Annotated in this window: 28 protein-coding genes and 1 pseudogene; 18 read left to right on the top strand and 11 right to left on the bottom strand. The window is 66.0% G+C overall.

Going from position 1 to position 26,748, the window contains the following annotated elements; genetic code table 11:
- Nucleotides 1-53 precede the first annotated feature (53 nt).
- Both BWQ92_RS23955 and BWQ92_RS24700 read right to left on the bottom strand, forming a co-directional pair.
- A complete protein-coding gene (locus BWQ92_RS23955; RefSeq protein WP_236783112.1) occupies nucleotides 54-377 on the bottom strand; it encodes a transposase in 324 nt (107 codons plus the stop codon).
- 10 nt (nucleotides 378-387) lie between these two features.
- Nucleotides 388-468: pseudogene (locus BWQ92_RS24700) on the bottom strand (hypothetical protein); the annotation flags it as partial.
- 401 nt (nucleotides 469-869) lie between these two features.
- Here BWQ92_RS24700 and BWQ92_RS24705 point away from each other — a divergent pair.
- The 6 genes from BWQ92_RS24705 to BWQ92_RS05360 all read left to right on the top strand — a co-directional run bounded on the left by BWQ92_RS24705 (nucleotide 870) and on the right by BWQ92_RS05360 (nucleotide 5,785).
- Nucleotides 870-1,073, top strand: coding sequence for a (2Fe-2S)-binding protein (locus tag BWQ92_RS24705; RefSeq protein WP_076798617.1), 204 nt, complete (start codon nucleotides 870-872; stop codon nucleotides 1,071-1,073).
- Entirely contained in the window at nucleotides 1,060-1,551 is a 492-nt protein-coding gene (gene bfr, locus BWQ92_RS05335; protein WP_076798618.1) for a bacterioferritin, read from the top strand. Before BWQ92_RS24705 ends, bfr begins: the two co-directional genes overlap by 14 nt.
- A 136-nt stretch (nucleotides 1,552-1,687) precedes the next feature.
- Complete coding sequence (locus BWQ92_RS24570; RefSeq protein WP_335633101.1) at nucleotides 1,688-2,059, top strand: glycerophosphodiester phosphodiesterase; 372 nt, start codon at nucleotides 1,688-1,690, stop codon at nucleotides 2,057-2,059.
- A gap of 821 nt (nucleotides 2,060-2,880) precedes the next feature.
- Entirely contained in the window at nucleotides 2,881-4,452 is a 1,572-nt protein-coding gene (locus tag BWQ92_RS05350) for a serine hydrolase domain-containing protein (RefSeq protein WP_076798619.1), read from the top strand.
- 77 nt (nucleotides 4,453-4,529) lie between these two features.
- Nucleotides 4,530-4,961, top strand: coding sequence for a DUF3592 domain-containing protein (locus tag BWQ92_RS05355; protein ID WP_076798620.1), 432 nt, complete (start codon nucleotides 4,530-4,532; stop codon nucleotides 4,959-4,961).
- A gap of 155 nt (nucleotides 4,962-5,116) precedes the next feature.
- Entirely contained in the window at nucleotides 5,117-5,785 is a 669-nt protein-coding gene (locus BWQ92_RS05360; protein WP_442856746.1) for a hypothetical protein, read from the top strand.
- A 28-nt stretch (nucleotides 5,786-5,813) separates the two neighbouring features.
- Here BWQ92_RS05360 and BWQ92_RS05365 read toward each other — a convergent pair whose 3' ends face one another.
- Nucleotides 5,814-6,149, bottom strand: a complete 336-nt coding sequence (locus BWQ92_RS05365) for a LuxR family transcriptional regulator (protein WP_236783113.1) — start codon at nucleotides 6,147-6,149, stop codon at nucleotides 5,814-5,816.
- A gap of 230 nt (nucleotides 6,150-6,379) precedes the next feature.
- On the bottom strand, nucleotides 6,380-7,330 hold the full coding sequence (locus BWQ92_RS05370; protein ID WP_076798622.1) for a 2-hydroxyacid dehydrogenase: 951 nt from the start codon (nucleotides 7,328-7,330) through the stop codon (nucleotides 6,380-6,382).
- A gap of 142 nt (nucleotides 7,331-7,472) precedes the next feature.
- Here BWQ92_RS05370 and BWQ92_RS05375 point away from each other — a divergent pair, with 142 nt between their 5' ends.
- The 10 genes from BWQ92_RS05375 to BWQ92_RS05420 all read left to right on the top strand — a co-directional run bounded on the left by BWQ92_RS05375 (nucleotide 7,473) and on the right by BWQ92_RS05420 (nucleotide 16,421).
- The gene (locus BWQ92_RS05375) at nucleotides 7,473-8,018 is read left to right on the top strand and encodes a gluconokinase (RefSeq protein ID WP_076798623.1); all 546 of its coding nucleotides are present in this window, start codon (nucleotides 7,473-7,475) and stop codon (nucleotides 8,016-8,018) included.
- Nucleotides 8,019-8,176: 158 nt separating this feature from the next.
- Nucleotides 8,177-8,809: an RraA family protein gene (locus BWQ92_RS05380; protein ID WP_076798624.1), complete on the top strand. Its 633-nt coding sequence runs from the start codon at nucleotides 8,177-8,179 to the stop codon at nucleotides 8,807-8,809.
- A 48-nt stretch (nucleotides 8,810-8,857) separates the two neighbouring features.
- Nucleotides 8,858-10,207 (top strand): MFS transporter, encoded by a 1,350-nt coding sequence (locus BWQ92_RS05385; RefSeq protein WP_076798625.1) that lies wholly within the window; start codon nucleotides 8,858-8,860, stop codon nucleotides 10,205-10,207.
- Nucleotides 10,208-10,308: 101 nt separating this feature from the next.
- Nucleotides 10,309-11,112, top strand: coding sequence for a LamB/YcsF family protein (locus BWQ92_RS05390; protein ID WP_076798626.1), 804 nt, complete (start codon nucleotides 10,309-10,311; stop codon nucleotides 11,110-11,112).
- Between the two features lie 45 nt (nucleotides 11,113-11,157).
- Nucleotides 11,158-11,946, top strand: a complete 789-nt coding sequence (locus BWQ92_RS05395) for a carboxyltransferase domain-containing protein (RefSeq protein ID WP_076798627.1) — start codon at nucleotides 11,158-11,160, stop codon at nucleotides 11,944-11,946.
- Nucleotides 11,933-12,961 (top strand): biotin-dependent carboxyltransferase family protein, encoded by a 1,029-nt coding sequence (locus BWQ92_RS05400; protein ID WP_076798628.1) that lies wholly within the window; start codon nucleotides 11,933-11,935, stop codon nucleotides 12,959-12,961. The genes BWQ92_RS05395 and BWQ92_RS05400 overlap by 14 nt, the downstream gene beginning before the upstream one ends.
- A 92-nt stretch (nucleotides 12,962-13,053) precedes the next feature.
- Nucleotides 13,054-13,851 (top strand): SDR family oxidoreductase, encoded by a 798-nt coding sequence (locus BWQ92_RS05405; protein WP_076798629.1) that lies wholly within the window; start codon nucleotides 13,054-13,056, stop codon nucleotides 13,849-13,851.
- A 125-nt stretch (nucleotides 13,852-13,976) separates the two neighbouring features.
- Complete coding sequence (locus BWQ92_RS05410) at nucleotides 13,977-15,149, top strand: pyridoxal phosphate-dependent aminotransferase (protein ID WP_157365108.1); 1,173 nt, start codon at nucleotides 13,977-13,979, stop codon at nucleotides 15,147-15,149.
- A 5-nt stretch (nucleotides 15,150-15,154) separates the two neighbouring features.
- Nucleotides 15,155-15,790 (top strand): TetR/AcrR family transcriptional regulator, encoded by a 636-nt coding sequence (locus BWQ92_RS05415; RefSeq protein ID WP_076798630.1) that lies wholly within the window; start codon nucleotides 15,155-15,157, stop codon nucleotides 15,788-15,790.
- Nucleotides 15,791-15,815: 25 nt separating this feature from the next.
- Nucleotides 15,816-16,421: a TetR/AcrR family transcriptional regulator gene (locus BWQ92_RS05420; protein ID WP_076798631.1), complete on the top strand. Its 606-nt coding sequence runs from the start codon at nucleotides 15,816-15,818 to the stop codon at nucleotides 16,419-16,421.
- A gap of 23 nt (nucleotides 16,422-16,444) precedes the next feature.
- Here BWQ92_RS05420 and BWQ92_RS05425 read toward each other — a convergent pair whose 3' ends face one another.
- The 7 genes from BWQ92_RS05425 to BWQ92_RS05455 form a co-directional block, all read right to left on the bottom strand.
- Nucleotides 16,445-16,993, bottom strand: coding sequence for a hypothetical protein (locus BWQ92_RS05425; protein ID WP_076798632.1), 549 nt, complete (start codon nucleotides 16,991-16,993; stop codon nucleotides 16,445-16,447).
- The gene (locus BWQ92_RS05430; RefSeq protein ID WP_076798633.1) at nucleotides 16,977-17,198 is read right to left on the bottom strand and encodes a hypothetical protein; all 222 of its coding nucleotides are present in this window, start codon (nucleotides 17,196-17,198) and stop codon (nucleotides 16,977-16,979) included. The genes BWQ92_RS05425 and BWQ92_RS05430 overlap by 17 nt, the downstream gene beginning before the upstream one ends.
- The gene (locus BWQ92_RS05435; protein ID WP_076798634.1) at nucleotides 17,198-18,313 is read right to left on the bottom strand and encodes an L-idonate 5-dehydrogenase; all 1,116 of its coding nucleotides are present in this window, start codon (nucleotides 18,311-18,313) and stop codon (nucleotides 17,198-17,200) included. The genes BWQ92_RS05430 and BWQ92_RS05435 overlap by 1 nt, the downstream gene beginning before the upstream one ends.
- Before the next feature lies 1 nt (nucleotide 18,314).
- Nucleotides 18,315-19,088, bottom strand: coding sequence for an SDR family oxidoreductase (locus tag BWQ92_RS05440; RefSeq protein ID WP_076798635.1), 774 nt, complete (start codon nucleotides 19,086-19,088; stop codon nucleotides 18,315-18,317).
- A 486-nt stretch (nucleotides 19,089-19,574) separates the two neighbouring features.
- Complete coding sequence (locus BWQ92_RS05445) at nucleotides 19,575-22,073, bottom strand: hypothetical protein (RefSeq protein WP_172804251.1); 2,499 nt, start codon at nucleotides 22,071-22,073, stop codon at nucleotides 19,575-19,577.
- A gap of 201 nt (nucleotides 22,074-22,274) precedes the next feature.
- A complete protein-coding gene (locus BWQ92_RS05450) occupies nucleotides 22,275-23,348 on the bottom strand; it encodes a TM2 domain-containing protein (protein ID WP_076798637.1) in 1,074 nt (357 codons plus the stop codon).
- A gap of 400 nt (nucleotides 23,349-23,748) precedes the next feature.
- The gene (locus BWQ92_RS05455) at nucleotides 23,749-24,165 is read right to left on the bottom strand and encodes an ester cyclase (protein ID WP_076798638.1); all 417 of its coding nucleotides are present in this window, start codon (nucleotides 24,163-24,165) and stop codon (nucleotides 23,749-23,751) included.
- 164 nt (nucleotides 24,166-24,329) lie between these two features.
- Between BWQ92_RS05455 and BWQ92_RS05460 the strand changes: the two genes are divergently transcribed.
- Together BWQ92_RS05460 and BWQ92_RS05465 are read left to right on the top strand one after the other, a co-directional pair.
- Nucleotides 24,330-24,650: a YegP family protein gene (locus BWQ92_RS05460; protein WP_076798639.1), complete on the top strand. Its 321-nt coding sequence runs from the start codon at nucleotides 24,330-24,332 to the stop codon at nucleotides 24,648-24,650.
- Nucleotides 24,651-24,830: 180 nt separating this feature from the next.
- Complete coding sequence (locus tag BWQ92_RS05465) at nucleotides 24,831-26,615, top strand: RecQ family ATP-dependent DNA helicase (protein WP_083706221.1); 1,785 nt, start codon at nucleotides 24,831-24,833, stop codon at nucleotides 26,613-26,615.
- Nucleotides 26,616-26,748: the final 133 nt, after the last annotated feature.

Below are 26,748 nucleotides of genomic sequence, written 5' to 3' on the forward strand. Positions count from 1 at the left end.
TAGTTTAAAAGCGGCTCCTTGAAAACACGCGTCCTCGGCACTGCTGTCCGGGGTCAGACGAGGGTGTCGCGTACCCGTAGCGGCCGGTAGCCGGTGGGGCCGAGTTGGGCCAGGTCGCCTTCGATGTCGCCTTCGATGTCGACGTCGACGTCGGCGTCGACGTCGACGGCGCCGAAGAAGTCGATGTTCTCGCTGTGTGCCGGAGAGATGTGGGCAAGCACCTCTTCATCGATGCGCCGCCCGGTCCGGCGCATCGATTCCACTGCCAGGCCGTAGTATCCCGTTGTAAAGGTCACCACGGCGTTCGTGACAAGCGTGAGGCACCACTGCCTGTTCGGTTTGTTGTTCGAGGTGACGGGCCCGGATAGTGCCTTCATGGGCGTAGAGCAGATCCCGTTTCAGGGCGTGCAGTGACTCTCCTTTATTCAGTTGCAGCGAGATCTTGCGCCGGTAGGCCGGGTCGGCCAACCAACCTCGTGCGCGAGGGCCACGACATCGTGCTCGTCGCCGAACTCATGGGCCACGCCCGGCCGGAGACCACCCGCCGCCACACAAAACCATCCGAAACCGACCGCCAAACTCCATCAACACCCTCCCCACCGACCGATAAGTGCGGCGGGCACGGCAGGTTTCAGGCGTATCTGGATCCCATCCCTACTACATTCGCGTTTATGGGGCCCGGCCGCGTCGTCGGTAATGGTGTCGCCGGGCGGTCTGTTGATGTCTTCGTCGCCAGCGTGAGCGGCACAGGGCGTGCGGAGATGGCCCACAAGAGACCGACGGCTGCCCCACCGGGCGCATGCCGCATCCCCGAATGGACAAATAGGTAAGGCTTCCCTAACCTTGGAACCCGGAGGAAGGAGGGCACCGTGATCGTCTGTCACTGCAAGGTCGTCAGCGACCGTGACATCCAGGCTGCCCTCGCTGACTGCGCCGGCTCGCTCGGGGCCGTCTGCCGCAGCACCGGGGCCGCCCAGGATTGCGGTTCCTGCATCTTTACGGTGAAGGCACTGCTGTGCCAGTATCGGGAGCAAGAACAAGCATTCCTGGAGGTCGACGGTGCAGCCAGCTAGCCCACGGGTCACAGAGCTCCTCAACGACGCGCTCACCTTGGAGCTCACCGTCACGAACACCTACTTCCTCCACGCCCGGATGCTCGACAACTGGGCCCTCAGCACACTCGGCAAGGTTTTCTATGACCTGTCCATCGACGAGATGCGCGACGCCGACGACCTGATCAAACGGATCCTCCTGTTCGACGGCCATCCCAACCTACAGAAGCTGGGAGCCATCACCGTCGGAGAGACGGCGCAAGAGATGCTCTCCCTCGGGCTCGCCAGCGAGAAGGCGGCCGTTAAGCAGTTCAACGCCTCGGCGAAGGAGTGCCACGAGCTCGGTGACCATGGCACCGCCGCGGTTTTCGAGGAGATGGTCCGCGACGAGGAGAAGCACGTGGACTGGTTCGAGGGGCAGCTCGACGCGATCGAACGCGTCGGCGTCGAGGCGTACCTCGCCCAGCACATCGCGGCCGGCACCGGCCCGGAGGGCTGACCCGGCCGGCTGCCGGTCAGTCGATGCGGGAAGCGGCGCGACGTTAAGACCAAGATCGAGAAGACGGTTCCGAGACGACGGTCTGGACCGGGATACGAGCGTTCTTCATGCGTTGAGGCTTTTTGTCGGAGACGATTTGACTCCCATAGGAGCATCCGGACAGCGGTCGTCGAACGCTACCGGAACGACGACGCCCACGGCGAAAGAAACTGCCATCAAGACCAACGAGAGCAACGGCTCGTTCGACCTGCAGTCGCACCGCGGCGGCCGCGGCGAGTGGACGGAGGAGTCGCTGGAGGCCCACGTTCCGCTCCGTCACCCGCAGATGATCGCCGAAGCCCACGAGTTCGGCCTGCCGGTGATCCCGTGGACCGTGAACACCACCGCGGACATGGCCAAGCTGATGGACCTCGGCGTGGACGGCATCATCATCACCGACTACCCCACCCGCCTGCGCACCCTCATGGCGGAACGCGGGTACAAGCTGCCGAAGGCTTACTCGCTGTAGCTTCCAGCCAGAACGTACGACGGCGGGCTGTTCCCTTATGGGGGCGGCCCGCACTCTGCGGGCGGGCCGGGAAGCAGTCCCGGAACAGGTCAGTGTTGGTCAGCTGAGTGTTGGCCGGCGCCGACAGGTCCGCCGGTCGAGACCCAGGAGCCGAGGGGCTGAACGTCGACGTCCTGGTCCTCGTCTTCCGCACCGACGATAACGAGGCCCCTGGCCTGGTAGTTGGCGAGGGCAGCTGGTCCGTCGAGGGTGCAGGTGTGGACCCAAACCCTGGTGACCGGCGGAAGTTCGAACCGTTCCGAAAGTGACCAGGCCGCCTGAATCCCGTGTTCCAGGAGGCGTCCGCCGAGGCCGGGCCGATGGCTTGTTCCGTCAGGCCGAAGTAGCGGATCTCGATGTCCGTGCCCTGGTGGGCGGGCGTTGGGTGCAGGTGCACGTAGCCGAGGGGAACGCCTTCGCCGTAGAGGATCCAGAATTCAGCACCGGGGACACCTAGCTCGTCGGCCCATTGCTGCCTGGACCACTCGAGCCGGTCAGTCCAGTGCCATGGACCCCCGACCAGCCCGTAGAGGAACCGCGCGTACTCCGGGGACACGGCGACTGCCCGGTCCAACCGGACTTCCTCGGGAAAGGCCCGCGCCTCCTGTGTCGGCGGGGCAAGCGTTTCGAGCGTGGTCGTGGTGACTCTCATCGGGTCTTCTGTCTCCTGAAGGTTCGGGGTTGCTTGGTGCAGCAGGCAATATGCGCTGTTTCCACTTATTGTCTTCTACCCGGGCTGGCCCTACCGTGAAGTCACGGACAGCCCAAGGGCAGGTGCGGCCATGCGAATTCTTCAGAGGTCATCGCGCCGCTGGCTGGTGTGCCTGCTGGCTTCAGGGCTGCTCACCGGCTCCGGCCTGCTGGCGCCGGTGCCTCCCGTGCCGCCGGAGCCTCCGCCGGTGGCAAGCGACGAGTCCTTCGCTTTGGTGGACGCCTTTCTGCAGGACCGGATTGATTCCATCGGGATTCCCGGTGCCGCGGTGGTCGTGGTCAGGGACGGCCGGCAGGTGCACGCCGCGGCTCTGGGCCGCGCCGATGACTCGGGGCGCGCGATGACTATCCAGTCGCCGGTGCTGCTCGCCTCTACCAGCAAGACCCTCACCACCATTGCCGTGATGCAGCAGGTGGAGGCCGGCAGGCTGCGGCTGGACGAGCCGGTGCGGACCTACCTGCCCTGGTTCATCTTGAAGGACAGCCGTTCAGCCGCGATCACCGTCCGCCATCTGCTGCACCAGACCAGCGGCATGGCGTCCACGGACACGGCATTCGAAGCCTCCAGCGCCCAGGGCCCGGCGGCCCTCGAGGACAGCGTGCGCGCCCTGTCGGATTCCGCTCTGGCCGGAACCCCCGGTGAATCGTTCCGCTATGCGAGCGCGAACTACAACATCCTTGGCCTCCTGGTGCAGACGGTAACCAACCAGCCGTTCGGGGAGTACATGGAGGAGAATGTCTTCGGGCCGCTGGCCATGGCGCACAGCCACACCGCGCGGTCAGCTGCCGAGGCGGACAACATGGCGGCCGGACATTCGCTGTGGTTTGGTTCTTTCTGGCGCCAGACCGATGTGCCTGCGCCCGCCGCCGGCGTACCCTCCAGCACCATGTACGCCTCGGCGGAGGACCTCGGGCGGGAGCTGATCGCACTCCTGAACAAGGGCCGGACCGGCAACGGCCGCATCCTCCGGCCGGAGAGTGTGGACGCCCTGCTCGAGCGGCGGACACGGGTTGATGATTTCACGGGGTACGCCATGGGCTGGTACACCCTCTCGCTGTCGGGATCCGCCGGGCCGGCTAATGGGGCGCTGCCGATGGTGGAGCACCAGGGCGAATGGGGCAACTCGCACACCTACGTGGCCATGGTCCCGTCCTCCGGCATCGGATTCGCCCTGGTCATCAACGGCAATGACACCTCCGCCCCCTCGCGTCTGCGGGCAATAGATGCCAACGTCCTCCGGATACTCCACGGGCTTCCTCCGGAGCCTGCCGTGCTGGAGGAGGACTGGCTGCAGCGCTACAGCTGGGCGGTGGCGCTGGCGCTGCTGCTGGCGGAGCTGCTGAGCCTGTACCTGGCGCTCGCCGTCCTGCGGCGCCGGTCCGCAGCGGCCCGTCGCCCGTGCCGGCCCCTGGCCGGAGCAGTCGCCGCGCTCGCCCTCGACGCGTTCGTGCTGTGGCTGTGCTTCATCTATGCCCCGGCCCGGTTCGATACCAAGCTGCCCGTCATTGTCTACCAGTTTCCCGACGTCGGAATCACCCTGGTGCCGGCGCTCGCCCTGGCCCTCACCTGGCCGCTCGCGCGGACGGTCTGGCTGCTGTCCGAGGTGCGTGCCCGCTCACTGTCCCGATCGGCTGCTCCATAACGGCCGTTTTGCGACGCCATAACGGCAATTTCGGAGCAGCCGATGAACATATACTGCTGGGTGAGCTTGGGGGTCTCTTGAAAATCGTGCTGTACGTTATCTGGGCACTGTTCGTTGCCGGCGCCGCTTACTCCATCGTCCACACGGTCAGAAAGACCAGGCGCCACGAACTGCGGACCGCTGACTGGCCCCGTGTGCAGGCCACCGTCACCGGCAGCCGGGACGGCTGGAGCGGCGGCACCGGCAACATGACGCGGAACCGCCGTTTCTGGCCCAGGTACCAGTTCATCGGCCCGCACGGAACGCCCTTCACCGGTGAATCCGAGGTCTCGTTTGCCGAGCAGCCCGTGCCGGGATCCCCGATAGAGGTGGCCTACAACCCGGCCAACCCCAACGAGTCATTCCACGTCTCCTCCCAGACGAGAACCACACTGGGCTGCCTGATAGCGTTCTTCGCAGTCTTCGCCGTCGTCCTGTTCTGGTTCATTGGCGTCTTTCCGCTGGGCTGACCCTCTTCCCGCCACCCACCACAGAGAACCCGGAGCAACTTTGTGAAAAAGATTCCTCGCCGCCATATCTGGAGAGCTAAAAGGTCTCTTTGCCGCCCTGAGCCTCCTCGCCATTGACCACTCGGCGGCAGATGACACAGCAACAGGGGGATTTTGTGAGTAGCACGGCACGTCTCAACTCCAGGCAATACCGGGCTGGCGGTCGCCGACAGAACATTCCGGTCGTTGCCGCTCTGCTGGCGGCCGGCCTTCTCCTGAGCGGCTGCACCGTGACGAGCGGGCCGAGGACGCCCACAACGACGGCGACCCTTGCCCCGGGTGCCTTCTCAACTCTCGATGAGGCCGGCGTGGAACAGATCAAGGCGAGCAAGACTGCGCGGCTGGACATGCGCTCCGGGACCTTGGAGAAGTCCGCCGTCAAGGTGGGCGCAGGCGAAGTTTTTGGGCCCGAGGTCAACACCAAGGGCGCAGGCAAGATCGATCTCACGATTGTGGGACCGACCGGGGAGATCACCGCGCAGACGGACAGGCTCCGCTTTCTTTCCGGGAAAACCCGGACGGACTTCAGTTCCGTCACGTACTTCCTGACCGCCGGATCCGCGGAGGAGCTCTCCGAGCTCATCCGTGACGGGGTCAAGCGCTACGGCATTGATAATGAATCCGCCGAAAACTGGATCACCTCCACCGAGCGGGATCCTGGCGGCAAGAGCGACTTCTCCATTCAGCCGGGCTACGCCACGGGCCTGTTGGTGAACTACGACCTTCGCTACGACGGTTCCAAGGACGTGCAGGTCATCATCGTCCACGTCATGCCGGTCCCCTGAACCGGGGCCTTCTGAACCCCGACTCCTCTTATCGGCTTTCGTAGGCTCCGGTTCCGGCGTCGGTCTTGCCCACCGTGAAGAGGAATGCGGAGTCCTCCTCGGCTTCGACGCTGTACAGTCCGTCCGGGACGATCAGCAGGTCCCCGGGCTTTCCCTGCCACGATGCTTCGTCGGACAGGAGCCGGATGCATCCGTGGAGGACGAAGAGGGTTGCCTCCCCGGGGTTCAGGTGCTCGCTGTGCTGGACGCCGGCCTTCATGGCAATCACTGTTTGGCGGAGTACCTTCTCATGACCGCCGAAGACGGTGTCTGCCGCCCGCCCGTTGGGAGAGGCGACGGCGGCCTCGAGCTGCTGCCTTGCCAAGGCGTCGATCGATAATCTTCTGCATGAAGTTACGGTACCCAGATGCCGTTCTAGTAAACGGTCTTGCCAGAACGGTATCCGGTGGCTTCCGCCGGAGCCACTGAACCTCGGCGCCGGTTTACCAAAAACGGCCGCCTGATTGCGTCTCCAGCGGCCATTTTTGGCGATTCGTCGCGCGGCGGAGCCTGGCTTTCGGCAGGCTCAACCAGCGGGACCCGGTTTCGACAAGCTCAGCCGGCGGCGAAGGGGCCTTCCTGGACCAGGTTTGCCGGGCGTTTGCCTGCGGCGAGGGCTTCGAACTGGCTGGCCAGGAGCTTGACGATCCGCGGTTCGAACGCAGAGGCGTTGCCGCCGACGTGGGGTGTGATCAGCGCGTTCTCGGACCTCCACAGCGGGTGGTCACTGGGCAGCGGCTCCGGGTCCACGACGTCGAGCGCGCAGTGCAGCCGCCCGGAAAGCACCTCCGCGGTCAGGGCTTCGGTGTCCACCACGGGCCCGCGCCCCACGTTCACCACCAGGGCGCCGTCCGGCATAGCAGCCAGGACTTCGGCGTTGACCAGCTTGTGCGTCGCGTCCCTCAGCGGCGTCACGGCCACCAAGACATCATGCGTCGCGGCCAGGGAAACAAGGTCCGCGGCGGCGTGAACCTGGCCGTACTCGTCCGAGCGGGCACTGCTGCCCACCCTCGTCAGCTCCACCTCGAACGGCGACAGGCGCTTGGCGATTTCGTGCCCAATCCCGCCGACGCCGAGGAGCAGCACCCGGCGGTCCGCCAGGGATGGGCGGCGCTGCGGATTCCAGTTGCCCGCCTGCTGGTCCCGGACCGCGGCATCGATTCCGCGGAGTTTGGCCAGGATGAGCCCGACAGCGAGTTCCGCCGTCGCCGCAGCATGGACCCCGGCAGCGGTGGCGACGGCGGCCGCCGGACCTGCAGCCTCCGGCACACCGTCGTAACCGGTGGATTGCGTCTGGACCAGCTGAAGGTTGCTCGCCTTGGAGAGTGAACCCAACACGGCACCCGCATTGAGGTAGGGCAGGACCACGGCGTCAATCTCCGCCAGGGCGACGTCCTCCGGGTCTGATTTGAGGTCCCACACAGCTCCCTTGATGCCCTTCGGAAGCGGCGACAGGCGGGCGAGGAGGTCCTGGTCAGGAAAGCTGACGGTGCTGATGGGAGGCATTCGGAGTCCTTTGTCGGAAGTGGCAGACCGCGGGAAAGGCCCTGTTGACCACCCGGTTCGAATCTGCGAAACTTTTCTCATATGCGATCATCATCGCATCCAGACGCAGGCGTGGCAAGGGTGCCGCCGGAAGGATTCATCAATGACGAAGACGACTTTTCCACCCATTGTGGTGATGGGCGTATCGGGCTGCGGCAAGTCAACCGTGGGCAGCCTGCTCGCCCGGCGGCTCGGCCTGACATTCATCGACGGGGACGACCTCCACCCCGCCGCCAACAAGCAGAAGATGGGCTCGGGCATTCCCCTGGACGACGCCGACCGCCACCCCTGGCTTGCCGAAATCGGCAGGACCCTTAGGGACGGCGCCGGTGGCGGCAGCGGTATCATCGTGGCCTGCTCCGCCCTCAAGCGCCGCTACCGCGACCAACTCCGGGCCGCAGGGGGCGAGGTGCTGTTCCTGCACCTGACGGGCAGCGCCGAAACGCTGACCAGCCGCGTGGCCGGCCGGCAGCACGAGTTCATGCCGGCAGCCATGCTCGCTTCCCAGCTCGCCGCGCTTGAGCCCCTCGAGTCCGACGAACCGCACATCCTTTTGGACATCCGGGAGTCCCCCGCCACCCTCGTGGAGCAGGTGCACCTGGCGCTAACAAACGACGGCGGCACCACCGCCAGCCGGTCAGTCGCCTAATCAAAACCCCCGCAGGCCCCGCCCGCAACCTTTTACATCCCGGAAACAGAAAAGGGTTGACGGATGGAAAAAGAAACGCGAAACTTTTCTCATATGTGATTGGCATCTCAAGTATCCGCCAGTGCATTCCACCCTCCAGAACCAAAGGCTGAACCCCCATGGCAACAACGCTCGAACTCACCGTCCGCACCGCGCAGTGGACCCGCCCGTCCCGTGAGCTGGTCAAGGCCTTCGAGAAGTTCCCGGTGGCCAACATCGGCGACGCGATGGAACGCCTCGGCCTCGTGGACGGCAACATCAACCCCGTCTGGGCCGGCGCACGCTGCGTCGGCTCGGCACTCACGGTCCTGGGTGCGGCGGGCGACAACGCGGCCGTCATCGAGGCGCTGAACTACATCGAGCCCGGCGACGTGGTGGTCATCAACGGCTTCGGCCACGAGCACCGCGCCCTGGTGGGCGAGCAGCTGTCCCAGCGCTTCGAGGCCGCCGGCGCCACCGGCGCCGTCATCGACGGCTACATCCGCGACCGCGCCACCATCACCGAAATCAAGTTCCCGGTCTTCGCCCGGGGCACCACCCCCGCAGGCCCGTTCAAGAACGGCCCCGGCGTCATCGGCGAACCGGTGGCCATCGGCGGAATCGTCTGCTCCCCCGGCGACATCGTCGCCGCCGACGACGACGGCGTCGTCATCATCCCCCAGGCCCGCGCCGCGGAAATCCTGGAACGCGTTATCGAAGTCGCCGCGCACGAGGCCGAAATGACGGCCGAAGTCACGCGCGAATACAGCTAATCCAAGCTTCTCCCGCAACAGGGACCCTCCTAGACTGAGAGAACTCCAATGACTAATTCATCGACGGATTCAGTGGACCTCAACACCGCTCAAGTACAGGTCGTCACAGCTGACGGCAAGATGGTGCGCAAGGCAACCTTCGCCGGCACCATGGGCTCCTTCGTGGAGTGGTACGACTATGGCATCTACGGCCTCCTGACCACGTACCTGGCCATCAACATCATGGGCTCGAAGGACCTCGGCTCCCTGCTGCTGACGAACGTCGGCTTCCTGGTGAGCTTCCTGGCCCGCCCGTTCGGCAGCGTCATCTGCGGCTATCTTGGCGACAAGCTGGGACGAAAGAACCTGCTCGCCATGCTGCTGCTGCTCATCTCGGGCGCCACCGCCTGCATCGGCCTCATCCCGTCCTCGTCCGTCATCGGCTGGGCCGCACCGGCGCTGCTGATCCTCTTCCGCATCCTGCAGGGCTTCTCCGCCGGTGGTGAAGTGGCCGGCGCCATGGCCTTCGTGGGCGAGTATGCCCACAACCGGCACCGTAACTTCAGCATGAGCTTCATCGCCGTCGGCTCCTTCTGCGCCCTCCTGTTCGGCAGCGCACTGTCCGCAACACTCATCACCACCCTCGGCGACGCCACCATGGAAAGCTGGGCGTGGCGCATCCCGTTCCTGTTCGCCCTGCCGCTGGGCTACATCGGCTACTACATCCGCTCCAAGATGGAAGACACGCCGCACTTCGACGCACTGCGCAAACGCAATGAGGTGGAGCGTAACCCGCTGCGTGCAGCCCTGACGTCCAAGCGCCACCTCAAGGCCATCGCGCTGACCATCTTCCTCCCGGCAGTCAACGGCCCCGGCTACTACCTGCTCTTCGCCTACATGCCCACCTACCTGAAGACCCAGCTGGGCAGCGGCAACAACTTCAGCATGGTCCAGGCCCTGACCGTGACCGCCTTCAGCCTGATCGCCATCATCATCTCGATCCCCCTCATGGCCCGCCTCTCCGACCGGATCGGCCGCAAGCCGGTGCTGGCACTCTCCGCGGTCCTCATGGCGGTGGTGTCCTACCCGATGTTCGCGATGATCACCACCGGCAACATGGTCCTGGCCTGCGTCGCCACCGTGGTTATGGCCATCGCCTTCTCCGGTCACGCCGCGGTTGTCCACACGGTCCTGACCGAGATGTTCCCGACCACCGTCCGCTACTCCGCCTACAGCATCGGGTTCAGCATCAGCACCATCATCTTCGGCGGCAGCGCCCCGCTGGTCATGACCGAGGTCATCAAGGCAACGGGCAACAGCATGGTCCCCGCCTACGCCGCCATCGGCACCGCCATCATTACCCTGGTGTCCGTGTTCTTCCTGAAGGAAACCAAGGGACTGCCGCTGCAGACGCACTAGGCAACAACTGCAAAAACGTACGACGGCGGCCTGCCGCCCTAGCCGGCCGGCCGCCGTCGTCGGACTATAAGCACCACAATCTGAACCACCGGGAGCAAACCTTGAGCATCAATTCAGTGGCCGTCGTCGCAGACCTCGGCGAAAGCTACGGCAATTACACCATCGGCGACGACGAAGCCCTCCTGGGCCTGGTCACGGCCTCCAACATTGCGTGCGGCTTCCATGCCGGCGATCCGCGCGTCATGGATGCCACGGTGAAGTCCTGCGTGGAGCGCGGCATCGAACTCGGCGCGCACCCCGGCTACCCCGACCTGGTGGGCTTCGGCCGGCGCCTGATCGAGGCCAGCGAAGAGGAAATCCGCACCGACGTCCTCTACCAGATCGGTGCGCTGGACGCCTTCGCCCGCATCCACGGCGGCAAGATCAGCCACGTGGCCCCGCACGGCCGGATGGGCAGCATCGCCCAGACCGACGCCAAGCACGCCCGCGCCATCACCGATGCCATCAAGGCCTACGACCCCTCCTACATCGTGATCTGCCAGAACGGTCTGCTGGCCGATGAGTCCCGCAAGCGCGGCCTCGAGGTGGGCTACGTGTTCCTGGCCGACCGCGGCTACGGCGAGGACGGCATGCCGGTCTCCCGCAATACCGAGGGCGCCCTCCTGCACGACCCCGAGGAAATCGGCCGCCGCGTGGTCCAGGTGGTCACCGAAGGCACCGTCCGCGCCGTCACTGGCAAGGTGGTTCCGCTCGGGCACGACGCCGACGTGGTCCTCCTCCACGGCGACCATCCGCAGGTCCTCGAGAACGGCACCGCGCTCCGCAAGGCGCTCGAGGCCGCCGGCATCACGGCCACCGGCCTCCAGGAAGTCCTCGCCGAGAAGGCACGCCGGGCCGCTGCCTAGTTTTTAACCTTCACCACCTGCACACCTGATACAAACCAAGGAACCATGAACACCCAGCCAGCGCCCGAGCAGCCGACGCAACGATTATTCGAGATCGAGGCGACACCGTTCGGCGACTCGGCGCTGATGCTGAAGGCGGCTTCCGGCACGGCGGAAGAACGCCAGGCCGGAAGCCGCCGCCTGCGCGAGCTGGTGTTCGAACTGCAGCCGCACGGGCTGCTGGACGTGGTGGCCGGCGTGGATTCGGTGCTGGTGGAGTTCGACTGCCTGGCCGTCAGCCACGGCCAGCTCGCGCAGACCATCCGGCTGGCCGCTGCGGGCAGCGCTGCTGTCGGCAGCGCTGCTGCGGGCGGCGCCCCGGGACGCTCTCCCGAATTCTTCGAGATCCCGGTAGTGGTCAGTGAGGCCTTCTCCCCCGACCTTCCCGGCGTCGCGGACGAGCTGGGCATCAGCCAGGAGGCCGTGCTGGGGATCCTGGAGACCACGGAGCTCTCCATCAACCTGCTCGCGTCCGCGATGGCTCCGATGATGGGGACCCTCCCGTTCCCCGGCCAGGTCAGCCGCTGCCGGGAACCGCGCACCAACGTGGACCCTGGATCGCTGATGGTGGCCGGAACCAGCGCCATCATCCAGCCCTTCCCCGGCCCGAGCGGCTGGAAAGTCATCGGCCGCACCCCGCTGACCGTGTGCGACATCCGGGAAGACCCGGCCACGTCCTACATCCCGGGTGACCGGGTGCGTTTCCGGGTCATCCCGGAAAGCGACTGGGACGCGCTCGAAGGCCGGTTCCTCCGGGCATCAACTTCCAGGGAGACCACCGATGGCAACCGCTGAACTCACTGTTGGGCTGAAGATCCGGGAGGCCGGCTGGCTTTCGACATTCCAGGACCTTGGACGGGAACACTCCGAGTACATGGGCGTGCCTTGCGGAGGCGCGGCCGACCAGCATTCCGCGCCGGTGGCCAACATCCTCGTGGGGAACCTCCGTTCCGCCACGTGCATCGAGATCATGGGCGGCAGGTTCAGCTTCATTCCAGACGCTCCGGTGCTGCTCGCCGTCACCGGCGCCCCTGCGGACGTGACCGTCAACGGGGAGGCCGCCGCGATGTGGGAGCCGGTCTGCGTCCCCGCCGGCGCGCGGGTGCTCATCGCCAATGCCCGGGGCGGTATGCGCAACTACCTGGCCTTCAGCGGGTCCCTCGCCACCGGACTCTTCATGGGCAGCGCCGCACCGGAAGCGCGCATGGGCTTTCCGCAGCAGATCGGCGTCGGGCAGGATCTTCAGCTCACCAGCAGCTATGCGGGGTTTGAGCATCCCTACCTGTCCCAGCCCCTCTTCCGGCTGCCCGTGCCCGTCCCGTCCTTCAGCCCGGGCACATGGCGCATCGACATCGTCGAGGGCCCGGAAACGGCCGCCGCACCCGGCATCACGGACCTGCTGGCCTCCCGCGAATACACCGTCACCGCCAAATCGAACCATGTGGGCCTGCGGCTGGACGGCCCCGTGGTCCATCCGGAGGGACTCGGCGAAATCGTGTCTCACGGCGTCCCCATCGGCGCGTTCGAGATCCCCCACGGCGACGAACTCATCATTCTGGGCCGGTACCGGACGCTTACTGCCGGCTACCCGATCGTCGCCTTCGCCACCAAGGCATCCCTGCCGATGCTGGGCCAGGCCCGCCCCGGCCAGAAGATGACTTTCCGCTGGGTCAGCAACGACGAAGCGGTCGCAGGCTACCGCGAACAGCAGCGTCTGCTCGCCGCCCTCGAGGACCGGGTCCGCAGCCTGTTCTCCGCCGTCCGGCTACCGCACGCGTCCGTGCTGGCCGCCGCCCCAGCCGCGGCCTGAGCCCGACAAAGGGGCGCTTGACCCAGCCAACCAAAAGATGAGAAACTTTTCTCATATGAAGCATCAATCTCACTGCATTTAGGAGCGGTAAAGTGGCACTTCTCGAAGGCAAGGTGGCCGTAGTCACCGGTGCAGGCACCGGCATGGGGCGCTCCACCGCCGCACTTCTCTCCGCCGAGGGCGCGAGCGTGGTCCTGGTGGGCCGGCGCAGTGAGGTGCTCGACGACGTCGCCTCCGCCATCACAGCCGACGGCGGGCACGCGATCGTCAAGGCCGCCGACATCTCGTCGAAGGCCGAGGTCGACGCCCTCATCGAGGACGTCCGCTCCTCGCTTGGTCCCGTGGACATCCTGGTGAACAACGCCGGCAGCGCCAGCAAGGTTCTCAACGTCCGCTGGATCAGCCAGGAGGAATGGAACGAGGTCCTGGACGTCAACCTCAACGCCGTCTACCTCCTCACCCAGGCCGTCCTGCCGGACATGCTCTCCCGGAACACCGGCACCATCATCACGGTCTCCTCGCTGGCGGCTGTGAACCCCAACCTCCTGGGCGGCGCCGCGTACGGCGCGGCCAAAGCAGCCGTCCGGAATTTCATGACGTACCTGCACAACACCTTCCGCAACGAGGGGCTGCGCGCCGTCACCATCCTTCCCGGTGAAACCGCCACCCCCATCCTGGACAACCGGGCACGCCCGCCGCACGCTGAGGAACGCGACGCCATGGTCCAGCCCGAGGACGTGGCCCGCGCCATCCACCTCGTGGCCACACTGCCGCAGCGCACCGTGGTCCAGGAACTGATCATCGCCCCGACCGTGCAGCGCGACACCTCGGGAGATATCGAAATCAGCCGCTGGACCGGCGCCCCCGCCGGGGACATCCCCCAGCGATGAAGCGCCGCCGCATCTCCGTCACCACGGCAGCCGTCTCCACGTCCCCAAACACCGCGTCTTCGAACACCAGGGGCGCCGCCGCCGTCGCCCCATCAACCCATCCCTCTACTTCAGGCAGGACCACCATGACCCTCGAACCAGCCGCCACCCTCGTCAGCGCCTTCCAGCCCTCGGAGGCAGTGCTGCGCGTCCAGCGCACGTCCCTGCGCGTCCAGCAGCCGCAGTCCAAGGGGGACCTCGTGTCCCTGGCCATGGGCGAACCGGACTTCGACACCCCCGCCCAGGTGCGCGCCGCGGCCGCACAGGCCCTGGAAGAGGGCCACACCCACTACTCGCCGCTGCTCGGCGAGCAGGTGCTTCGCGAGGAGCTGGCCGCCCGTATCGGCCGGCTCCTCGACGGAGTGGCCAGCCCGGGCAACGTGCTCATCACCCAGGGCGGAACCGCCGGCCTCTCCGCCGCGATCCTCGGCATCGTCAACCCCGGCGACAAGGTCGTCATCCCGGACCCCACCTACTCCCTCTATGCGGACCTGGTGAGCATGGCCGGCGGCACCATCGTTCCGGTGCCGCTCGCTGAGGACCTGCACTGGGATCTGGAAGCACTGGCCACGGCACTGGAAGGCGCCAAGCTGTTCGTCTTCTGCAACCCCTCCAACCCGACGGGTATCGTCCACTCCCGCCGCGAGCTCGAGGCCCTTGCCGACATGGTGGCCGGCACCGAGACCCTCGTGCTGTCCGACGAGGCCTACAGCGACCTTGTCTACACACCGGAGCCCTTCGTCTCCGCCCTGGAAATCGAGGGCCTGCGCGGCCGGACCATCTACTGCCAGACGTTCTCCAAGAGCTATGCCATGACCGGGTGGCGCGTAGGCTATCTGTGGGGCCCGTCGGAGGTCATCGCCTCGGCCGCCCGCGTCCACAACACGTTCAACGGGTCCATGAACACCGCTGTCCAGCTCGCCGCGCTGACCGCCCTGAAAACCTGCGGCCCGGACATCGAGCGCATGCACGCCTCGTATTCGGAGCGCCGGGAGCTGATGGCGAGCGGCCTGCGCAAGATTCCCGGACTCACCGTCAGTTCACCGGAAGGCGCCTTTTACCTCTTCCCCAAGTACGACGTCGACCTTCCGGCGGCACAGATGGTGGCGCACCTGCGCGACTTCGGCGTTGCGGTCCGTCCGGGCAGCGAATTCGGCCGGAACGGCGAATTCCACCTCCGCCTTTCGTACGCCGCCAGCGCCGAAGCCATCACGGCCGGCGTCGAACGCCTGGCGGCCGGCCTGGCCGCCCTCCGGTAACCGCGATGACGGTCGCCGATCCCGCCGCGGGGCTCCGCCCCTCCGATCCCGCCGCGGGGCTCCGCCCCGACACGCTCCGGAGCCGGACGCTCCTGGTCAACGCCGCCGGCGCCCTTTTCGGCGCCGGCTCGTCGGCGTCCATGGCCGACGTGGCCGCCGAGGCAGGCATTTCCACCGCCACGGCGTACCGCCATTTCGCATCGGTGGATGACGTGCTGGCAGCGTACCGCTTCGAGGTGGGGCGCGAGCTGCTGACGTTCAGCGCTGCGCAGGAAGCGCAGGGCTACGAACTGCTCGAGCTGGTCTGCCGGAAATGGGTCCAGCTGGTGGTTCAGCACGGCGGCTCGATGGTCCACACACGCTCCGCCGAAGGCTACCTTGCCCGCATGCGGGACAGCGCCTACTACCTCACCGTGCAGGCCGACGCGCTGGCACGGCCGCTGGAGGAGGTCACCCGCGCCCTCGGAGTGGAGGGCCAGGGCGACGAGGCGCTGTTCCTGTGGAACGTCTTCTTCGATCCGCGTGAAATCTTCGACCTCATTGGGAGTCTCGACCTGACGGCTGTCCAGGCGTCGGAGCGGCTGGTCCGTACCTTCACCGCGGCCCTCAAAGGATGGGCCGCCGCAAAGGCCCTAAGCTAGGTGAGTACCGAGAGGGGACCCAACCATGCGTAGCGACACCCAGCGCAACCGACGACAACTCGTAAAGGCCGCGGGCCAGCTCTTTGCTGCCCGGCGGGGTCCCATCAGCATGACCGACATCGCCAAGCATGCGGAGATTTCAACTGCCACGGCGTACCGCCATTTCCCCTCGGTCGAGGACGTCCTGGCGGAGTACCGCTTCGGCGTGGGTGAAAAGTTGCGGGACTTCAGCCTCAAGCAGGAAGCCACGGGGCTGGAACTGCTGACCGCCGTCAGCCGCAAATGGGTGGACCTGGTCACCAGGCACGGCGGCGCCATGCTCTACACCCGTTCCGGTGAGGGCTACCTGGCCCGCTTGCGCAAAGGTGCTTTCTACCTGACTGTCCAGGCGGAGGCTCTCGAACGGCCGCTCCGCGAAACCTGCGACGAGCTCGGCCTCGAGCCGCTCGGCGACGAGGCGATGTTCCTCTGGAACATCCTGTTCGACCCCCGTGAAATCCTCGACCTCATCAACACCGTCGGCCTGACGAAGGACCAGGCAACGGAGCGCCTCGTCGCCGCACTCAAGGGTGCCATGACCGGCTGGAGCGCGGACCGCTCCCGCGCGGAAAGCCCCGCTTCCGACGGGTAGGACGTCTTTTCTGCATTGAAACTTCAGGCGCGGAAGTTTTCCGTGCGCAGTCCCGTTCCGCGCGTTAGCTCGCGCAGCCGCTCGGCCGTTACGGCCGTCAGTGCGGCAATCCGGAAGACGTCCATTTTCCCGCTCCGCAGGACATCGACGACGTCGGCCCGCAGCTGCCGCTCGGCACTTTCCTTTTCTTCCTCCACCGCCCGCAGCTGTTCCGCCAAGGCGGACAGCACGGCAACGTGCTGCTCCCGGGAGAGGTCCGGCGCGTACGAGTCAGAGTAGGCACGGCCGAGCTTCTTCACCTCGGTCAGCTTCAGCCCAGTGGTGGCGGCAATGGCCGCTGCCGGCACCCGGCCCGTCAGGGCCGCACCGATGGCTTCATTCCTCTGGTTCAGGAGGGTGCGCAGCCGGCTCTGCCGGTGGGCGCGCGACATCCTGGCCGCTGCAAGCCGCTGTTCGGCTTCCGTGTACCCACTGGCAACTGCGCCCACGGCAGCGCCGCCCAGGGCTGTACGGCCCTGGGCGGCACTGATCCGGACGGCGCGGCGGGGCCGTGCCTCAGGAACGTAGGTCACGTCTGCGGAGGCCTTCGAGCAGTTTCCACTGTGCGGCGGTGTTGCGGAAGGCCGGCATGACAGTGCCCTCCAGGAGGCGGCGGCGTCCGCCTTCCTCGCCCGCAGGTTCCCACATGCCGCTGACCGGGCAGTGGTTGCCGGTCAATGCTGTTACCCGTTCCCGGCCGGCAGGTGCGCCCGGCGTGGTGCCCATGCTGTGCAGCATCAGTTCTCCCCTGTGTCCGTGACTGAGTTGTCCGTGCCGGCGGCACCGGTGCCGCCGGCATTCAAGTCGGCCGTGAACCGCAGGAGCACCTTTCCCGAGCGGCTGGCGTCCTTCGCGGTGGTGAATGCCTCAAGGGCCTCGTTGAAGTCATACTCGTGCGTGACCACGGGCTCCACGTGCAGGCTCCCGTCGGCCAGGGCGGCGAGGACCTCGTCCATTTCGCCGTTGAAGCGGAAGGAGCCGAGAAGGTCCAGTTCACGGGTGATGGCGAGTGAGATGGCCACCGGCTGGGCCCCGCTCGGGAGCAGTCCGACCATCACCACCTTGCCGCCGCGCATCGTTCCGCGGATTGCAGAATCCAGGCCGCGGTGGTTGCCGGATGATTCAATGGTGACGTCGGCTTCCACGCCAGCGATAGCATCGGCGTCGGACGCCAGGATGGTGCCGGTGGCACCCACCAGGCGCGCCCGCTTCAGCGGCTCCTCATGAACGTCGACGGCGACAATTTCCGTCGCGCCCGCACGCCTGAGGACGGCGACGGCGAGGCAGCCGATGGGCCCGCAGCCAATCACCAGGGCGCGCTTGCCCCGGACGTTGCCCGCGCGGGCGACCGCATGCCAGGCGACGCTGGCAGGCTCTGCCAGGGCGGCCGCCCGCAGCGTCAGCCCGTCGGGCAGGGGGCGGAGCATCCGGGCGGGCAGTGCCGCATACCGGCTGAATGCGCCCTGGGTGTGGGGGTACCGGGCTGCGCTGCCGAGGTAGGTGCACCCCGGGGACAGGTTGGGACGGTCCTGCGGATAGCGGGCGCCGTCGCCGCCAGGTGTGGCCGGATGGACGGCGACCCGGGTGCCTGCTGCCGGCCCCGACCCGTCGGCCGCCGCCTGGGTGACTGTGCCCACCACTTCATGTCCCAGCACCAGCGGCTCCCGAAGGATCGACTCACCGGCGGCCCCGTGCAGCCAGTAGTGCAGGTCGGACCCGCAAATCCCGCCGTAGGCGATTTCGACGACGGCTTCGTCGGTCCGCGGTTCCGCCGGCTCCACGTGGTCCAGTCGCAGGTCTTCGACGCCGTGCACTACGAGTGCCGCGCCTGCCGTCATGGTTTCCCCGCTCATCTCAGACCACCGCCGTCATTCCGCCATCGATGAAGATGGTCTGTCCGTTGACGTACGCCGAAGCATCAGAGGCGAGCCACTGGACCGGACCCATGAGGTCGTGCACGGTTCCCCACCGGCCGGCCGGGGTCCGCTTGCAGATCCAGCTGTTGAATTCCGGATCGTCCACCAGGGCCTGCGTCATCTCGGTGTGGATGTAGCCGGGTGCGACGGCGTTGACCTGCAGCCCCGCGCCCGCCCATTCGGCCGTCATGGCACGGGTCAGGTTCCGCAGGCCTCCCTTGGCCGCGGTGTAGGCGCCGATGGTCGGGCGTGCCAGGTCCGACTGCACGGAACCGATGTTGATGATCTTGCCCCGGGCGCGCGGCAGCATCCTCCGTGCGACCTCGCGGCCCACCAGAAAGGCGCTCGTGAGGTCGGTGTTGATAACCCGGTTCCAGTCCTCGACCGCGAGGTCCAGCAACGGGACCCGGTGCTGGATTCCCGCGTTATTGACCAGAATGTCCAGCCCGCCGAGGTTCTCCTCGATATGGGAAATGCCTTCCGCGACGGAGTCCTCGTCCGTGATGTCGAAGGCCACTGCATCGACGCGGTCCGGGCCGAAGCGCTCAGCGAAATCCTTGTGCGTCCGCTCCAGCCGTTCGGCGTCGAACCCGTGCAGCACCACGCTGGCACCGGCCGCGGCCAGGCCGCCCGCCAATGCCTGGCCGATGCCCCGGGAGGAGCCGGTGACGAGTGCGCGGCGCTCCGTCAGATCAAAAGGGGTAGTGTTCATCAGCGCTTCCTTCATGCCTGCCTCGTAAGGCGCCGTGCTTCCCTGCAGCGGCGAAATTTGGTTCCTTCCCAGCCTATGCGGGGGTTTAGTTAAATACAAGAATTTTTTCTCATTTGAGTATATATTCTTGCCGCTATCCACCTCGCCAGCGGTGCGCCGGCCGCTTTATGTCCGCCCCGGGGGTAACGAGTTCACGTACATCAACTACAGTCCCGACCCCGAGAATCCGGTGACAGGCAAGACCTTCACGGCATCGACCGCGGCATCGAGGACCCTTGCGGAATTCGAGGACGATGGAGATCGATCTCTGCGCAGCGCTCAGGTAGTTGGCGGCAGGACAGACATGACAGCGGCCCCACCGGACGGAGTAGTCCGGCGGGCCGCCGTCATTCGGAGCGCCTCCCGCGCGGACAAAAAAGTAGCTCGCAGTTGTTGTCGTTTTCGAGCGTCAAAACGACAACAACTGCGAGCTAGTTGGGGTCCGGTTCATGTTTCGTGAGTCCCCTTCAGCCGAAGCAACCAAGCCTTCAGATGAGCGGTGTCCGGAGCTATCAGGACCCGCTGTTCAATGCTTTTTCGGAGTCTCTCGACGAAATCGCCGGCGTCGGCGTCGAGTGCACCTGCACCTGGCACGGCCGCCTTGAGCCACTCGTCGTCAATTTCCTCAGGGGATTCGATGCCGGCCTGCACCAGCGCGCCCACCACTTCCACCCGGAAGGGGGAAACCTTGCCGGCTTCCCCTTCATCCGGCACAGCCTGGGCCCTGCGGACGAGCGCTGCCAGCCTGCACAGCCGCTTAAGCACCAGCGGACTCACCTTCAGGTAGGCGCTAATGCCACTCTGCCCCACTTCCTTCTGGTACAGGTCGCCTGGCCTTGCGATGCCGGCTTCCCGCAGGCGCTTCTCGTAGGGCTCGAACGCTTCCAGCTTCCAGAAGTCCCCCCGTGGCTTCACGCCGAGGAATTCAAGGAAACCTTTGTCCTTTCGTAGCTCCTCAAACTCCGGGTCCTTCCGTGCCCAGTCCTTCCATTCCTGATCGACAAATGCGTACCGGAGCCTCTCCTGCACTTCCTTTGGCCCGGCCATGCCTTCCCTCCTGGCAAGGCTGCAAGCCGCGCTGTAGGCGGTTCGGGGTGCAATCGAAGCGTGTGCTTCTTCATACAGGTCCCTGTAAGACTCAACAGGTGTGCCCGGAACTCCTAAAGCATGGAGGTCGTAGTACACCAGCGCCGCGTCCAGACGAATCGAGTGGGCCAGCGGTACAGGCAGGGGCATTCGCTTCCTCGGCGCGAGTTCCTGCAGCAAGTCCAGGGCGATCTTTTGTGCAGTCGGTCCCAACTGGAGGAAATCGTTCCCCTTCCGTGGCAGGTTGAAAACGATTCTGATAAAAGTCAGCTCAACACGGTAGAGCAGGCCAGTGAGGGCGGTTTCTCCGGGAACGATTTTCCCCTTGATGTCATCGGCCCTTTGCAGCAGCCAGTCGGCGTATTGCCGGATTTCCGCCTGCTCGGTGCTCTTGCGGTACATCCTGTTCTGGAAGGCAACCTCGACGAGCAGGCTGCCGGGGTCGTCTTCCACGGCAGCGCCGAGCATTTTCCTGGCCTGTTCGTCCTCGACTCCATGATCGGATCCTATGCAGTGCCATCCAAGACTCCGCCAACTGGTGGTGCCGCACAGTCCCTCGAACCCGTGATGCTTTCCGGCCAGTGTCACGAGGATGAACGCGGCAGCCATTTTGTGCAGATCAAGGGTTGCATCAGTCCCGCTCTTGGCCTGTGCATCCTGTCCTGCCGGGGTTCCCGCCGCCTTGCCGGCAGGCAGGCCAAGTGTTGCCCTGTCGATGTTCGCCGCCCCTACGCCCAAACCATTGCGGGACATGGCAACGGTCACCGAGTTGTCATTTCCGGACGCCACCACGGCGCGCCACGGTGTGACATTGAAGACGTAGGCCAGAATCTTTTGCAGTGCAGCCAGAACCTTATTGGTGAACATTACGGTCAGCACGCCGTTGCCCAGGTCAGTGGTGTCGGAACCTTCAGGAACCTCCATCCCGCGCGGCGGCTCGGAACCAAGCTCCAGCAGCAGAGCACCGACGCGTGACACATCAACCTTCCGGGTGTCGCCCTCCGGGTCGCGCACGTCCAGGGCTATCCGCAGCCTGCTGCTGAAATAGAGGGCCAGCGCGAGCGAGCCGGCCAGTGCCAGCAGGCCTGCAAGTGCCACTTGTATCTGCGTCCCGACCGCGAAAACGCCTTTGTCGTCGGCAAGCGACTTCACTATTGCGCACGAGCCCACAACGATGACCGCGAGCCCACCGAGAACCAAGGCAGCGCGGTAACCCGGCTTGATCTTGACCCAAGGGATTTTCGGCAAGTAAACCAGCAGCCGTCCAAGGAAGAGAAAGGCGGCGACCAGCCCAAGCAAACCAAGTCCAGCGCCGGTCGCTGGGTTAAGCACATTCTTCACGAACCCGTCCCAGCCAACGTTCAGGTCCTGAACGATGTTGGTGGGGGGCGTCGTAGCTGGAGATTGCTGCCGAGTCTTGGCTACCGCCGCGAGCCGCTGTTCCTCGCAGGCCGTTGTGGCGGTCAGGGAGGGACTGCGTCCCTGGCCCCGGACCTTTTCGATCAGGGCGAGAGCCTCCTCGGGCTTGTTGCCAGCCGTCAGCCCGGCGGCCTCTCCGCACAGAAAACTGATGCTGTCCGTTGCTGCCGGAGCGGAAGTCGCCGCCGGGCCGGAAGTCGGGGCAGGCGAGAGCGTTGAACCGGAAGTCGGCGTGGGTGTGGCTGCTGCTGCAACTGCGGCGGCACTGCCGGGAACTGAAGCGCTTCCCGTCAGCACTCCCACCGACAGGCAAAGTCCGGCCGATCCCAGCAGCACACCTAATGTCAGGGCCCTGCCTCCGGGCAGAAGGCGTCGTTCAGACCCGGTTCTTGAAGTCGCCTCGGCACCCGTAGCAGAGGCCCCGGAAAATTCTTCGCACATCTCTTTCGCCAGCCTCGAAGCCCCACTGCACTGTGCGGCTTGCATGCAAATTGTGCTCCCGGCCGGAGTAAAGGGAAAGACCGAATTGCTGTTTTTCCTTTAAGCAGATGACCCCGCCGGACGGGGAATAAGGCCGAGTCCGGCGGGGCCACTGGCCACTTCTACTGCGGGGCTCGGCCCCTGAGGCAGACCCCGTACGTGCTACTTCGGCGTGATGGTCCAATCGCCGTCGGAGTTCACCTGGACGAAGCCCGGGGTGAGGGTCACGGTGCCGCTGTAGTCACCGGCCTTGTTGACAGCGAGCTCGGGAACCTCACTGCCGAAGCCCTGCACCACGAAGGTGCCCTCACCCTTATTGGTGATGGCCGCTTTGTCGGTGAGCACGTCCCAGAACAGAACCTGGTCGCCATGGCCCGACACCTTTTCCGTCGAGGAGGGCACGCTGTCGATGTCCTCGATCTTCAGCGTCCACGCGGAGTCGGCGCTGATGTTGAATTCAGTCGTGGGCACGCCGGCGCTGGTGTCCACCAGGTGCGAGCCGGTGTACGCGCCGGTGGTGTTGACCAGCAGAATCTCGGCACCGTTGGTCTCGAGCGACGTGCTGCCGCTGCAGGCTTCGCAGGTGAACGTGACCACGGCCGGGAGTCCCTTAAGGTCAACTGTCTTGACGGCATCGCCGTTGCCGGTCAGTGTCTGCGCCTCGAGGTGCGGGCGGTCCTCCCCTGCCGCTGCGTCACCGGTGGCAGTCGGCTCCGCGGAGGAAGTGGCGCTCTCCTGGGTCACCGGCGCCGCGGACACGATGGGCGGCGTGGCAGCCTGCCGGACGAGCGCGGCAGCGGCAATGCCGGCCAACACGCCGATCACGAGGTTGACCACCAGCAGGACAACCGTCACCAGAAGAGCCATCTTCTTATGCTGCACGTACCCCGCCAGCGGCCGGCGGTTCTTGTCGGTCTGCCTTCCGGCCAGGGTAATGATCAGGTCCACGAGCGACCAGATGCCAAAGCCGCCCAGCGTCAGCAGCTTGGCGATGCCGGTGCCGATCTTGCCGAGGTAGAAGCGGTCTACACCGAAGCCGCCCAGCAGCAGCGAGAACAGCCAGGTGGCCAGGAAGGACTTCTGCGGCTCCGCTCCGTACTGCCCCGGGAAGCCCCCGTACTGCCCCGGGAACGCCTGCCCGGCGTCCTGCCCGTCCAACAACTGCCCGTTCGCATACTGCGGCGCGCCGTAGGTGGTGTAGTCGGAGGGCGGAGGGGTTGGGCCGGGGAGGCTCATTGCGGTCCTTTCAGGGCAGGCGACGGCAGGGGTCACCGAGGTGGCGGAGTGAGGAAGAAGGGTGGGCAGTGCTGAGGGGTGGGGCGGAAGGCTTGTTAGTTCACCGGATAAGAACGCCGCGCGAGCGGAAATTCTGTGGTGAATGACAAGTCCCCGGGCGGCGGGCACATGGCTTCAATAGGCCTGTTTTCTTAAGGCTTCATGGCTTGCACATCTGCTGCTGTCCCCCCGATTGACGCTTTGGCGTCACCGCCCCCTGAAGGGATGATACAGGCCTTCCGGAGGGCAGGCGGGGACGCCACGGCGCGTCCCCGGCGACGCGCCGTTAAGACGTACGACGACGACGGCCCCCGCCCGCCGTCGTCGTACTTTTTCTCTCTGTTCGGGCTGGATCCCGGCCTTACTTTGGAACCGCTCCGATCTGCTGCATGAGGCTCAGGGTGTCGGTGGAACCCCAGTGTTCGGTGACCTTGCCGTCCTCGACGCGAATAATGTCGGTGCCCGAGAATTCAACCGTCTTGCCGGACGCCGGGACGCCCGCGAAGTCACCGGAGTGCGTCCCGGCCAGCGTCACATAGCCGGCTTCCAGATTCCCGTCGGCGAGCGCCGGTTCGGTTGTCTTGACTGTGATGTCCGGGAAGCCGGTCCGCACCGCATTGGCATAGAAACGCACGCCCTCCTTGCCAGCAGGCTGCCCAGGCAGAGCTTCCTCATGATCGACGTAATCGTCCGCTACCAGCTCGTCGATGAGTGAGAAGTTCCCGCCGACGATTACCTCAGTGTAAAAGCGCTTGATCAGTCCATTTCCGCCAGCCATTTCCGTCTCCTTTCAGGTGTATGGCAGTTGCATTGTCCTCTCGCCCCGGTGCCGCATCAATGGCCAATTGCTTCCCGAAATCAGCGGCGCGTCCGGGCAGGAATGGGTTCAAAATGTACCTAGGGGACATACCAGGAAACGCACCACGAACGGAGGGCATTGTCATGGCTGGACACTTCGAAATCATCGATGCTTCGGGCGGCGGCTTCCGGGTCAGGCTTCTGGATGGCACAGGGAACCTGGTGGCGACCTCGGTCGAGTACCCCACCAAGCAGGCGGCTGTTGCCGGAATTTCCTACACGAGGGAGATCGCCGGAACAGGCCTCATCCGCGACATGAGCCGTGGCGGCCACGGTGAAATCATCATCCCCAAGTCCAGGCTCAGCCACGCAGCCGTAAGGCTCCACTCCCACACGCGGTTCCCGGCAGCGGACCGGGCCGAAGCGGTCCGAGGACCATCATTCCGAGGGGGCCGGCCGTACTGACGGGTCTCCCGTGACTGAGCGGGTCGGGTGGGCTTATCGGCCTGACACGGCGGGCTTGAACTGGGGCTGACCCCCGGGCGGCCTGACCCGGCCGGCATGACGTTGGGGCGGGCCTGGGACTAGGGTGGATTCACGGCTGAAGACACCCGGCCCCAGGAACGCCCCTATGGAGCTGCCACCATGACCGAAGCCCTCGCCCCTGCCACGGGAAGTCCCGAAGCCGCCCCAACTGGCGCAGCCTCTGAAGCCGCCGCCACCAGTGCCGACCCCGGTCCAGCCGAAGCCCTCCGCCGCATCGCCGCCGACAGGCTCGGCCTCCCCCACCTCCGCGACGGCCAGCTCGCCGGCATGAGCGCCCTTGTCTCCGGCCAGGACGTCCTCGCCGTAATGCCCACCGGTTACGGCAAGTCGGCCATCTACCAGGTGGCCGCGCTCTTCATCCACGGCGGCCACGGCGAAACCCGTGCAGACAGCGCAAGGCGCGGTCCCGCCGTCGTGGTTTCCCCGTTGATCGCCCTGCAGGAAGACCAGCTGGACGGCCTGCTGGAAGACCTGGGCGGGGCGACCGCCGTCGCCATTAACTCGGGCCGCAGGGATTCCGAGGTGGAGGAGGCGTGGGACGCGGCAGAGCAGGGCGAGGCCGCGTTCCTGTTCCTGGCCCCGGAGCAGCTGGCCAAACCGGAGACGGTGGAACGGCTCGTGGCGCTGGATGTTCCGCTGTTCGTGGTGGACGAGGCGCACTGCGTCTCCTCCTGGGGGCACGATTTCCGCCCCGACTACCTGCGCCTGGGCGAGGTCCGCGCGCAGCTGGGCAACCCGACCGTTGCCGCGCTGACGGCCACCGCCTCTCCCCCGGTGCGTGACGAGATCCAGCAGCGCCTGCGCATGAAGGACCCGCTGCTGCTGGTCCACGGCTTCGACCGGCCGAACATCCGGCTCGACGTCGTCCGGCACCTTGAGGACAGGGACAAGCAGCGCGCGGTGGTGGAGCAGGCCGCCGAGCTGCATGCCCGTCTGAAGGGTCCGGGACTGCTCTACGCCGCCACGCGCAAGGACACCGAAACCTACGCCGAGGAGCTGGCCGAGCACGGGCTGCGTGCCGCGGCGTACCACGCTGGGCGGAAGCAGAGCGAGCGGGACGAGGTGCACCAGCAGTTCCTCGACGACGAACTGGACGTGGTGGTGGCCACCACGGCGTTCGGCATGGGCATCGACAAGCCCAACGTCCGCTTCGTGATCCACGCCGACATTCCCGAGTCCCTGGACGCCTACTACCAGGAGATCGGGCGCTCGGGCCGCGATGGCGAACCGGCTTCCGCCGTCCTGCACTACCGGCCGGAGGACCTGGGCCTGCGCAAGTTCTTCGGCACCCACAAGCCGGACGAGGAAGCCTTGCTCGCCGTCCTCACCGCCCTGCGCGCCGCCGATGGCCCCATCACCCAGAAGGCGCTGGCCGAGGAAACCGGCATCCCCACGCGCCGGCTCACCGGCCTGCTGAACCAGCTGCAGGAGACCCGGTCCGTCAAGACCCTCAAGCGCGGCATCCGGCTGGAAACGGACACCAAACTGCCCAAGGTGGTGGAGCACGCCGTCGAACTCGCAGAAGCACGCCAGCGCGTGGACCGCTCGCGGATCGAGATGGCACGCGGCTACGCGGAGACTGACGCCTGCCGGCGCCAATTCCTGCTGGGCTACTTCGGCGAGGACCTGCCCGAGCCGTGCGGCAACTGCGACAACTGCGCCGACGGTTCGGCTTATGAGGAGGATTACGACGACGGCGCTGCCGCCGCCGCGGGCGGCGAACCGTTCCCGCTCCAGGCCGCGGTGGTGCACAAGGAGTGGGGCGCGGGCATCGTGATGCGTCACGAGGAGGACGTGATCACGGTGCTGTTCGAACAGGAGGGCTACAAGACGCTCTCCCGCCAGGCCGTCACCGACGGGAAGCTGCTGACGCTGGCCACGTGACGCCGTCGGCCTTCCCCCTTGTCACCCAACCGCCGCCTGCCCACCCAACTGACTGGCATTAGTTGTCGTTTTGGGGCGTCAAAACGACAACTATTGCGAGTTACTTGGGGACGTGGCGCCCATTTCGGGGCGT

The sequence above is a fragment of the Arthrobacter sp. QXT-31 genome, assembly GCF_001969265.1.
GTDB lineage: Bacteria > Actinomycetota > Actinomycetes > Actinomycetales > Micrococcaceae > Arthrobacter.